This is a genomic window from Streptomyces flaveolus (assembly GCF_000716535.1).
In the GTDB taxonomy this organism is placed as follows: Bacteria; Actinomycetota; Actinomycetes; order Streptomycetales; family Streptomycetaceae; genus Streptomyces; species Streptomyces flaveolus_A.
In genome coordinates this window covers 37879-48144 of the sequence record NZ_JNWV01000064.1, presented here as the reverse complement: position 1 = coordinate 48144, position 10266 = coordinate 37879, and the positions used below count along the sequence as shown (strand labels likewise).

The window sequence follows — 10266 nt, the reverse complement described above, 5'->3', positions numbered from 1 at the left end:
GCCGGTGGCCGTTCTTGTATCCGGACTCTCACTCCGACGCCGGGGCAAACGCCCGGATCAGGTGGGAACCCGTACACCACTTCTCAGGACGCAACCGTGAACCGGAGCCCGATCAGCGTCTTATGCGTGCCAGCGTCCACGTCTGGTCCAGCCAGCCGTGCGCGACCGGCCCCTTCGCCAGCTCCTGCTCGAGCACGGCGATCGGGGACTCACTCAGCCGGGGCCGTGACACGGGCCCGCGCGCCCGCAGCCCCTCGGTGCTGGCGTCATGCCAGGCCCGACGCCAGCGCTGCACCGAGTGCACACTCACCCGTAGGTCCTTGGCGACCTCGACGTTGGAGGCATGCACAGCGAATCGCTCCGCGGCCTCCAGCCAGATCCGTTCGCGAAGCGCCTGGCGTTCAGACGTCAGCCCACCACCCTGCAGAGGTCAGTAGACAGCTGTACGGTCCGGCCCCGGTCGACCCGCGATGGAAACCGAACCCGAAAGCTCCTTGGGCGGCTACTCCTACTGGACGGAGCTCAGCCGCTGACCGGCACCCGCGTCGCCGTAGACCTATTACGGCGTAATAGCTCGGCCCCCACCCCACTTACCCGCCTGCTCCTCTGCCCTGCTGCTCCCCCACTCCCCCACCTCTATTGCACCCCTGCCCCTGCTCAACTTCTGTTGACGACTGCCATCGCACCGCCCCAGTGCCCCTCACGAACAGTGGCGAGCCAGCCGGCCAGGGACTGTGGCGGAAGTGCCTTAGGTTGGCTTACGTGAGTGTGTCGCGGCGAAGTTACCGATACGTCGGGCCGATCGAGCTGAAGCTTGCTGTCCGACCTGGCAGCGGCGGGTGCCGGATCAGCTCGGCGGCTGACTTCGGCAGCTGGGTAGCTGAACGATCGGCGGCGGAGCTGGCCGAACCGTTCACCTTCGTGGTCGGCACGGACGGTGTGCTTCGGCTGGCGCCACGACGAAGCGAGCACGTGACCTGTGCCGACGGAGCCATGGTTCTGAGTGCCGGCGAGATCGGCTTCGTGCGTGAGGCGGACTGGTGGGCCGTGGGGGAGGTCAGCAACCAGTCCACCGGGTACTGCCCGGACGTCACCTCCTGGCCGGCAGTCGCTCTCGCTCTTGACCATGTAGGGCTCCGTCGGCCCTACGGCTTCACTCACGAGGTGGTCTTCCGGCGGTGCCCGGACTGCCAGGAGTACAACATCGTGCGCGAGGACGACTTCGTCTGCGTCTTCTGCGGCAGCGATCTGCCGGAGACATGGAATGTGGATCCCACTGCGTGACTGCCGAGGGTTACAGCCGCTCGTTGATGGCGGCAACGGTGAGAGTTGCCTCGTAGCGGACGGCGAGCCTGTCATATGACGTGGCGACCGCGCGACGTTCGCGATGATCGAGCGGGTCAAGATGCGACAGTCGGCCAGCGGGGGAGACGAGCTTCTGACGGTGTGCGCCTGGTCGGCCTTCCCCGGGATGGTGAGCGGCTCGTGGCGGCGCAGGGGGAGTCGACGCTCAGTCGCACGCGATCGCGCCCGTCCCGTCGGCCAGGGACTGGAAGCGGGTGAGGCTGCGGTGCCAGGTGCCGTCCCGCTGCGATCGGCGGATCAGGTCATAGATCCTGCCCTAAGGGGGTCCCGTAAATGATCTCGGGATCGGCTCAGGCAGGTTGGCCGCCGTACGGCCCTCTGATTCAGCCGGCGAGGGCGAGGTTGTGCATCCGGGCGATGCCGAGCATGGCGTGGTGGACGCCGTCGCCTTGAGGCGGCAGTCGCGGAGGATTTTCCAGGTCTTCTGGCCGCGCTCACCGTGGTGTGGGATGACGAGTCCGGTACCTGGGTGCCGTCGACGATGAGCACGGTGCCCTTGGCGAACCGCCTGCGGGGCCGCAAGGCAAACGCGGGACCGAGATGGTCGATAATCCGGTCGGCCGCGGACTTCGAGATGCCGAAGAACGGCGCGAGTTGGCGCATCGTCGGCTTTCGTGCGCCAGGAGGCCGACACGAGCAGTACCCGGTCCTCCAGCGGCAGGGACCACGGCCGGCCCTTGCGGACCGGATCCGCACCTTCGCGGCGCAGCGCGGTCACCAGCTTCCTGAAGGAGCGCGGGCTCAGCCCGCTGAACGGCTATCCAAGACGACTCCGACGCCGTAATCACACCAGTCACCACAAGATCGTTCCAAGCTGCCGGCACGACCTCGCGATCCTCTGCCTCCCGGCCCAACGCCGGCCACGCCGCATCCTGTAGCAACGCCCACGCTCAGTCCCTACAGTCACCGCATGGCCACCGAAGACGAGCCCCCAAGCCAGCCCGACATCGCCGCGATGCTCACCGACCAGACGAGCGCGTGCAAGCCAGCACGCGAGGCCATAGCCGCCGGCGCCGAGGTAAGGGTTCTGGACAGGGAGGTACCCCAGTGGATGGTCGCCGGCATCGCCGCAACGAGGTTGAGACGGACGTTGGCCCGCGGCCTGCAAGAGACCGTCGGCCTCGACGAGACCGTTGAGATCCTCGCACGGCACCGCGGCAAGCAACTGCGTACCGGGACCATCGACGCAGCAGACCGGCTCTGGTTCTTCAATCTGTACTTCGACGCCACCGGGACCGAGCTCTTGGCGTGCAGCGGCGTCAAACGCTCTCGGAGGCCCAACACGAAGGACTCGTTCGAGCCCTGAGCTGATCCGCATCCGCCGCCCTCTACCCGACCGCAGCCGCCACTACCTGCGGAACCGTCCGTGCTCGACAGGCACGTCCCGCCAGGGAACACCGGCCCGGAACCGGAACCGTACGCCGCCGATCAGTTGCCGCCGGGACCAAGACACACGGTCTACGAGCTCGTGCACGGTAGGCGGTGAGACGTCTGCTCCTGGCCGACAGGCCGCCGGTCGAGATACTCGCGACGTCGGGTACCAGGGCCTGGGCGCGCAGACCGGCGGGCGCGTGATCACGCCACCGCACCGCTAAGTTCAAAAAGAGCGTTCCGGAGTGGTACGAAGAAGTGCACGAGCGGCAACGCAAGGCGCACTCCTCGCGACGCATCCGGGTCGAGCACGGGATCGCCCATCTGAAGAACTGGCGGGCACTCGCCTGCCAACTCGGTCGCGCTCGAGGTCCCGGATGTGCCCGGTCCAGCGCAGCGGAGCTATTACGCCGTAATAATGCCGACGGCAGGTGTGCCGTGTGGAACCGTACTGGACCCGACGCCCGTCGACCCGTCCGAGCCGCAGCCATGCCACGGAGAATCAAAAAGGTGCCTCTATGGGCTTCGTCAAGCTGTAGCCGGGGTGGGCGACTGGTAGAAGGTGCCGTCTCGGAGCATCGCGAAGAGGACGTCGATGCGACGTCGGGCGAGTGCGACGAGGGCTGCGACATGGTGTTTCCCCTCGCGACGTTTTCGGTCGTAGTAGGCACGGGACTCGGGTTGGGAGAGCGAGGCGAACGCGGCGAGGTAGAAGGCCCGTTTGAGCTGCTTGTTGCCGCGTCGTGAAGGGTGTTCGCCGCGGATGGAGGAGCCGGAGTTCCTGGTTACGGGTGCCAGGCCGGCGTAGGCGGCGAGGTGGCCGGCGGTGGCGAAGCCGCTGCCGTCACCGACGTCGATGAGGATGCGGGCTGCGGTCCTGACCCCGATGCCTGGCATCGAGATCAGGACCTGGGAAAGAGGGTGAGCCTCCAGAAGTTCTTCGATCCTTGCAGCGAGGAGTTTGCGCTGGTCAAGGACGGACCGGAGGGAACTGGCGAGACTGGGGACGATCAGCGCGGCCGCGTCGGTGCCCGGGACGACGACGGTCTGTTCGTCGAGTGCGGTGAAGATGTCCTCCACCAGCCGCTCGGCCATCCGCGGTGCCTTCGGCCGTATCAGGGTGACCAGTCGTCGCTTTCCGGCTTTGCGGATCTGGGCCGGGGAACCGAACTGCTCCAGCAGCCTGAGCACGGCCGGGTGCTGAATCCGTGGGCCCAGGACCCGTTCCAGCGACGGATGGATCTGGGTGAGCAGGCCGCGGAGCCGGTTGGCGATCCGGGTGGACTCGCCCGCCAGGTCGTCGTCGAAGCCCGCGATCATCGCGAGCTCGGCGACCGTCTCATCGGCGGGATCGACCGCCCGCAGGGTGTGGGGCATCGCTCTGGCAGCGTCCGCGATGACGAACGCGTCACGGGCGTCGGTCTTGGCCTCACCAGGGTAAAGATCGGCAATCCGCCGCATGGTCAACCCGGGCAAGTAGGCGACCTGGCAGCGTGCATCCCGGGCGACTGCCAGCGGCAGAGCTCCGATGGAAGCCGGCTGGTCGACGACCATCAGCACGGTCCCGTGCTTGGCCCGGAGCTTGTCGAACAGCTCCCGCAGCTTCGGTTCGCTGTTGGGCAGCGGCTTGTCGAACACCTTCTTCCCAGCGCGATTGACGGCGGCGGCGTGATGTTCGCCCTTGCCGACATCCAGCCCCAGATAGACGCCGATGTCAGTTTCGTCCGTCACGACCGTCGCTCCCGCCCTCGCCTGTTCCCCGGCCTCACCTGCGGCATCAGCGTGCCGGCACCCACGTTACGAAGAGACTGCCGTACCCGGTTGAGGGATTGGCGCTCGTGCCTCTAATCAGCGGTCTGCCAATGCCTCCGGCACCGGCGACACCACCTTTTCGATCATCTCGACTGGGGACTCAAGTCATACCGGGGCCGAAGGCCGGGAGCCTCCTTGCGAGGCCACGAAGAAGGTAACGGGACCCGACGACGACGGCCTCGGATGCCCGCGAGGCGGCTGACCTCAATGCTGCACTTGGCGGTCGAGTGCGGCATCAACCGCCCCGAGACGCGCCGGGTCGCGGCCGCGGCCGCGGGGTACGACCAGCTCACTGTGCGCTGCGGGGCGACCGTTCGCATCGCGGCCGTCGATAAGCGGCCGTAGCGACTGGCTTCAGGAACTCAGCGCAGCTCGGTCGGACTCGCTGCGTAGAACGCAGAATTCGTTGCCCTCGGGGTCGGCAAGGACCGCCCAGCCGGAGCCATCGGGATTCCGGTGATCGGTGACAAGGGTGGCACCGAGGCCCAGCAGCCGTTCCACCTCCTGCTCACGCGAGGTATCAGGGCGCAGACAAAGATGGATCCGGTTCTTGACCTTCTTGGGCTCTGGCACCTGGTTGAAGTACAGCACTGGTCCCTCCGCCAGCAGCACCTGAGTCTCCCGGTCACCCGGTCTGTCCTCTGGATGCAGCGGACAGCCAGTCACGCTGCTCCAGAACCGGGCCAGCTCGTAGGCATCCGCACAGTCAATCGCCACGTTCTGCAACACCGAAACCATGCGCGCCAGCCTTCCTGACTTCCACGCCAGAGGCCACCGGGAGTCGCGTGAACTCCTGGAGATCTGCGGTGTGGCCGCGGTTCACAGCGCAATGCCTGCTCGCTGGCGGGAGATGCTTGGACCAGGCCGAGACCCGGATCGCGGGCCGGTTCCGTCGGGCGTAACCCCGGACCACCGCCCGCGCCCCGGGAGTGGATGGTGCGCTGATTGTGAACGAGACCGGCTTGGGTAAGAGGGTGCGACCTCGACCAGCAGCGGTTCACGGGGCCCAGCGGGAGCGTTGATGGTTCTGGCTATTACGGCGTAATAGCCAGAACCCCTCGTGCCCGCCGACCGCACTCCACGTCGTGGGCATCTGCCGGCCTCGCCCTGAACGACAAGACAGTCACGCGCCATGCGCCACGGCGCCGGGGGAGTCGGCCTCGTGACTGGCCGTCGGTCCCTTTTGCAGCTCCACGGCAGCGGCCAAGGCCAGCCGGGCGTCCTCGGTCAACGCAGGAGAACGGCTCGTACGCTTCTCCAGTTTGAGCAGAGCCCGCAGGGCTGCGTCGAGATAGCGGTTGAGGCTCATCATCTGCAGCGGAGTCTGGCAGTGGGGGAGTACCGCCTCGATCTCCTCCAACCAATAGTCGGCGTCCTCATCGCACTGCAAGGACTCGCGCTGCTCCAGCAGACGGGTGGCAACTGGTACCAACAGCTCATGCCGCCGCTGTGCCGCCTCCTGAGCGCGACGCTCGGCAGCCTGCTCCAACGCAAGCCGTCGCTCAGCACTGAGGACCGCCTCAGGCGTCCGACGTACGGGGTGTGCTTGAGGTGTCTCGTCGATGAACTGGACGGCCTTCAGTCGCTTCGACTTGTTATAGGCAGCACTCGGTGCGCCGACGGCCATGGCGGGAGCCAACTCGATCCACTGAGCTCCCGCTCGACGGGCGTCGTCCACCGCGCGTACTTGGTGGAGCTCGGTCTGCTCGCGCAGGTACTCCCACAGCTGCACGCGCTTAAGCGCCGCGGCACGCTGTACTTCAGGTGGTTGCCTCCGTAGCGCCTGCACGTGCTTCTCGGCATACACAAGCGCACCGAACAGTTCGTCATCGGCAGGCATGCGCTCCACGTCTGGGTCTTCTGCGTCCTCGTGGATCTTTCGTAGTTCACCGACGACGGCCGGAGCATCAAGAGAGCCGATCCGCATTGGGGCCTTGAGCAGCGGTTTTGTGGGACGGCTCGCACTTCGCGCGTGCTTCTTCATGCTGACATCCTGCCCCGCCGAACGCCGTTTCACAGACTGTGAATCATCTCCAGGCCTCTCTGGGCCAGGCGACTCCGAGCTCGCGGCTATTACGCCGTAATAGCCCCCGGCGGTCCACCGGGGCCAGGAAATGCAGAGAAAAGGGACATACGATCGCGAGGGGCCTGTCCGGACGACGTCTCCTTCAGTCTGGCCGTCGACAAGGGTGAACACCACGCCGATGCTGTCAGCCGAGCTGGGGAGAGAGATGCGTGCAGCATCGCCGACGCCGCCAGTGCTACGCCCACACGCTGCGGACAAGCAGACCGCTGCTAGCCGGCCGGATCGAAGAGCTGCTGTAAGCAGGACCTCTCAAGGGCACCGTCGTCGACCCGACCGCCCCGACATACCGAAGACTCTCCGTCCTGCTCCGCCGACCTTCGTGTCCGGCCTGTGTGAGCATGGAACGGAGCTCGGCTGCGGAAGGACCGCCCGCGGGAACAACTCGCGGTCTTGTGATCGGTTACATCGATGCCTTGAACGCGAGGAGCGTGCGGTCACATCAGGGCCGATGCGCGCGCAGAGCTGAGAGGTGGTCAGCAGCCTTCCACCACCCATCGCATGCACGATCCGCAGCCGGATGGGGGGGCGAGCAGGTGCAGAGAGTCCAGGGAGTCCATGTCCCGCGGTTTTCGCCGAGGCACTACGGCTCGCGGGGACGACGGGGCTGCCGGACAAGGTGGCATCACGGCGATCGAGGAGCCGGTGACCGAGGCAGGCGAGGGCAACATGGTGTGCGTGCGCATCCCGGTGATCTGCACCGCAGCAGATTCATCGTGGTCACGTCGGTCGACGACGGTCTGCTGCAGGGATTGAGACTCGCTACGTGCGACGGTGCCAAGTGGAGGCCGCCGCACTACGTGGATGAGGACCGTTTCACCGAGCCGGACTTCCTGCTCGGCACCGGGCAGTTCGCAGTCCCCGGCACGCTCACCCTGCCCGCCGAAGGCCGACCGTGGCCCGCTGTGGTGCCGCTCAGGGGGGCGGCGCATTCGACCGGGACGAGAGCAGCGGCCTGAACAAGCCCCTGAAGGACCTCGCCTCAGGCTCGCCTCCCGCAGGGGCCGTACTGCGCTCGGACAAGGTGACCTTCGCACACCCGGTTCGTCTGGCATCGGACTTCACCATGGCCGATGCGTACCTGCCTCATGAGCTCGCCGCCGTCCAACTGCTGTGACAGCAGCCCGAGGTGGTCCCGGACCGGATCTATCTGCTCGGCCACAGCATGGCAAGGCGGCACCCCGGATCACCGCCGTCGATCCGTCGATCGTGGGCCTGGTGATGCTTGCCGCGGACATGCAGCCGATGCACGAGACAGCCGTCCGGGTGGCTCGCTATCTGGCGGACCTCGCCACTGGACCGGGCGCGGACGAGGCGGTGTCGACGATGGTTCGGCAGGCCGCTTCCGTGGCGGACCCGTTTCTCACGCCTGACACCCCGTCCGAGTTGCTGACGCTGGGCATCTCCGCCGCGTACTGGCTCGATCTGCGTGCCTACGACCCGGTGGCCCCCGGCCGCCAAACTGGCTCGCCCGATCCTGATCCTTCAAGGGAGGAGGGACTACCAAGTGACCGTCGCCGACGATCTGCCAGGTTGGCAGCGCGCTTCGGCGGGCGGCCTGAGGTGACGATCCGGATCCACAAGGACGCCAACCACCTCTTCTTTGCCGGCAGCGGCCAGCCCACCCCGGGCGAGTACGCGCGGCCGGGACAAGTAGACCCCGCGGTGGTGGACGAGATCGCGACCTGGCTGGCGCGAGGATAGGGGAGAGCAACCTCTAGGGGGGTCAGGAACGCGGCCATCTCACGGGTGCCGAGTGGGAACGGCTTCGGCCGCACCTGCCGATGAGCAATAGGCGGCGCGGGCGTTGGCGAGACCATCGTCAGGTGATCGACGGGATCCTTCACCGGGTACGGACCGGCGGGGGGCCATGGCATGATCAGCCCGAGCAGAGCATCGGTGGTGGTCGTTGGACGGCACCTGGGAACGCTTGCTTCAGCACCTGCGGGCCATGGCCGATGCGGCAGGCGGGACAGTCCTCGACGACGTGCGCCAGTACGTGGTCGACAATCTCGGCGGCTCCGACGCCGTCCTGGTCGTAGACGACACGGGGTTTTGAAGAAGGGGACGCGGTCGGCCTGGGTGCGGCGGCAGCACTCCAGCACCGCCTGGCGGGCGAAGAACTGCCAGGTCGGCGTCTTCCTCGCCTATGCCACCGATCGCGGACGGACACCCACCGACCGGCGCCTGTATCTGCCCACGCCCTGGCCCGACGACCGTGAGCGGGACCGCCGAGCCGACATCACTGACGAGGTCGGCTTCGAGACGAAGGTGGCCATGGCCAAGGCGATGGTCCGCCGCGCCATCACGGACAACATTCCGTTCCGGGGGGACCCCGGATGCCGCCTACGAGGTTCAGCAAAGGCTGGCGCTCGGGGCTGAAGAGGGCGGACGTCTTCCACGTCATGGCCACCACCCTGCACGACACCGTGGTCACCTGCTGGGCGATCGACCCTCCCGTCCACGGGCTCTTCCACGGCCTGCCGCCCCAGAAAGGGAAACGCCGCTTCTGCGGCACCGGTGCTCACGGCCTACGGATCTACGACTGGGCACGGGTCGAAGTTCGGCCCTGCACGGGCCGAACGCCGCCACTGGGGACTCGCCCACCGCAGCGTTGCCCGCCCCGCAGGACATCTCTTCTACATCGCCTACTGCCCCAACCGAGACCCCCTCGACGAGCTGACCGGCATCGCGTGCAGCCGATGGGCCATCGAGGAATGCGTCCAGGGCGCGAGGCAGGGCTCCGGTCTGGACGACTACCAAATCCGCCGCTACCCCGGCTGGCAAAACGCCAACATGACCCTCGCCATGGGCACCCGTGCCTACCTGACCGGGCTGCGGGCCCGAGAGCTGGACACGGACACTTGACGCGGACACAGCCCCGGAGAGGCCGGTACCTACTCCAACCAGGTCCACAGAACACGCTGCCTCTTCATCAGCGACAACGGCACCGAGGTCGACGCAGACTTCGCGGCCGCCGGCAGGGAGACCGGCGTGTCGGTTGGTAGTTGGGGGCCTTCGGCGGCAGGGTCTGCGAGGAGTCCGATGGTCTTGTCCCTGACGAAACTGTGGAATCGCCTGGCCCACCGCTCAACACCTCCACCAGCCCGGGGGAGGAGCGGTAGCGCGCCAACGTGGTCTTGTTGTGCGTGGACAGTCCCTACGGTCCCTCAAGAAGCGTCTGCGCGCACAGCTTACGCGTCGACAAATACGTCCTTCCAGTAAAAACCTGTTAAAAGCGCCAAGTGTTCGGCCTTGCGGCGGAGACACCCCGGGACGGGACGATCGCTCAGGGACCGAAGAGAAACGTTGCGCCTCCCATGCAGAGAACGCAGGCAGGGACCCAAGGGGTTCAGTCCCTGCTTCCGGCTCGCCGGGGGAGGGGACATCGCCACGGGATGGCACTTCGCGGGAGGGCAAGGGACTCAGGGAGCGGAGGGACTCAACGGCGCCTGCAAGGTGGGGGAGGACCGACAGGGCCTGGCCGGAGGGGCGGAGGGACTGCGGTTGTTTCGGTCCCTGGGCTTCAGTCCCTGGTATTTGCGCAGGTCAGAGCCCTGACACAGGGTCTGAGAGGGACTGTAGGGACCGAAAACCGCAATTATGACGTAGAGAAGAGATGTATTCGTACGCGC

General features: G+C 66.8%; 7 protein-coding genes and 4 pseudogenes. 6 read left to right on the top strand and 5 right to left on the bottom strand.

The annotated features are described in order from the left end of the window. Positions 1–98: 98 nt before the first annotated feature. Positions 99–427 (bottom strand): annotated as a pseudogene (locus tag OO52_RS42830) (helix-turn-helix domain-containing protein); the annotation flags it as partial. 335 nt (positions 428–762) lie between these two features. Here OO52_RS42830 and OO52_RS42825 point away from each other — a divergent pair. Then, the gene (locus OO52_RS42825) at positions 763–1284 is read left to right on the top strand and encodes a hypothetical protein (RefSeq protein WP_030658711.1); all 522 of its coding nucleotides are present in this window, start codon (positions 763–765) and stop codon (positions 1282–1284) included. A gap of 404 nt (positions 1285–1688) precedes the next feature. Here OO52_RS42825 and OO52_RS48915 read toward each other — a convergent pair. Then, positions 1689–2162: pseudogene (locus tag OO52_RS48915) on the bottom strand (helix-turn-helix domain-containing protein). Between the two features lie 113 nt (positions 2163–2275). On the opposite strand from OO52_RS48915, the gene OO52_RS42820 reads away from it, so the two are divergent. Next, on the top strand, positions 2276–2671 hold the full coding sequence (locus OO52_RS42820) for a hypothetical protein (RefSeq protein WP_030658709.1): 396 nt from the start codon (positions 2276–2278) through the stop codon (positions 2669–2671). 593 nt (positions 2672–3264) lie between these two features. On the opposite strand, the gene OO52_RS42815 is transcribed toward OO52_RS42820, so the two are convergent. From OO52_RS42815 to OO52_RS53620, 3 genes are all read right to left on the bottom strand, one after another. Continuing rightward, positions 3265–4467, bottom strand: a complete 1203-nt coding sequence (locus OO52_RS42815; RefSeq protein ID WP_030658706.1) for an IS110 family transposase — start codon at positions 4465–4467, stop codon at positions 3265–3267. Positions 4468–4902: 435 nt separating this feature from the next. Beyond that, positions 4903–5286 carry a VOC family protein gene (locus OO52_RS42810; RefSeq protein WP_030658704.1) on the bottom strand — a complete coding sequence of 128 codons (384 nt, stop codon included), beginning with the start codon at positions 5284–5286 and terminating at the stop codon, positions 4903–4905. A gap of 385 nt (positions 5287–5671) precedes the next feature. Then, positions 5672–6532 carry a hypothetical protein gene (locus tag OO52_RS53620; protein ID WP_234340003.1) on the bottom strand — a complete coding sequence of 287 codons (861 nt, stop codon included), beginning with the start codon at positions 6530–6532 and terminating at the stop codon, positions 5672–5674. 773 nt (positions 6533–7305) lie between these two features. Between OO52_RS53620 and OO52_RS46375 the strand changes: the two genes are divergently transcribed. The 4 genes and pseudogenes from OO52_RS46375 to OO52_RS42795 all read left to right on the top strand — a co-directional run. Beyond that, positions 7306–7590 carry a hypothetical protein gene (locus OO52_RS46375; protein ID WP_051819110.1) on the top strand — a complete coding sequence of 95 codons (285 nt, stop codon included), beginning with the start codon at positions 7306–7308 and terminating at the stop codon, positions 7588–7590. Between the two features lie 250 nt (positions 7591–7840). After that, positions 7841–8335, top strand: coding sequence for a hypothetical protein (locus OO52_RS51235; protein ID WP_051819108.1), 495 nt, complete (start codon positions 7841–7843; stop codon positions 8333–8335). Positions 8336–8385: 50 nt separating this feature from the next. Continuing rightward, positions 8386–8673: pseudogene (locus OO52_RS54870) on the top strand (transposase); the annotation flags it as partial. Continuing rightward, positions 8604–9499: pseudogene (locus OO52_RS42795) on the top strand (IS701 family transposase); the annotation flags it as partial. The pseudogenes OO52_RS54870 and OO52_RS42795, both read left to right, overlap by 70 nt. Positions 9500–10266: the final 767 nt, after the last annotated feature.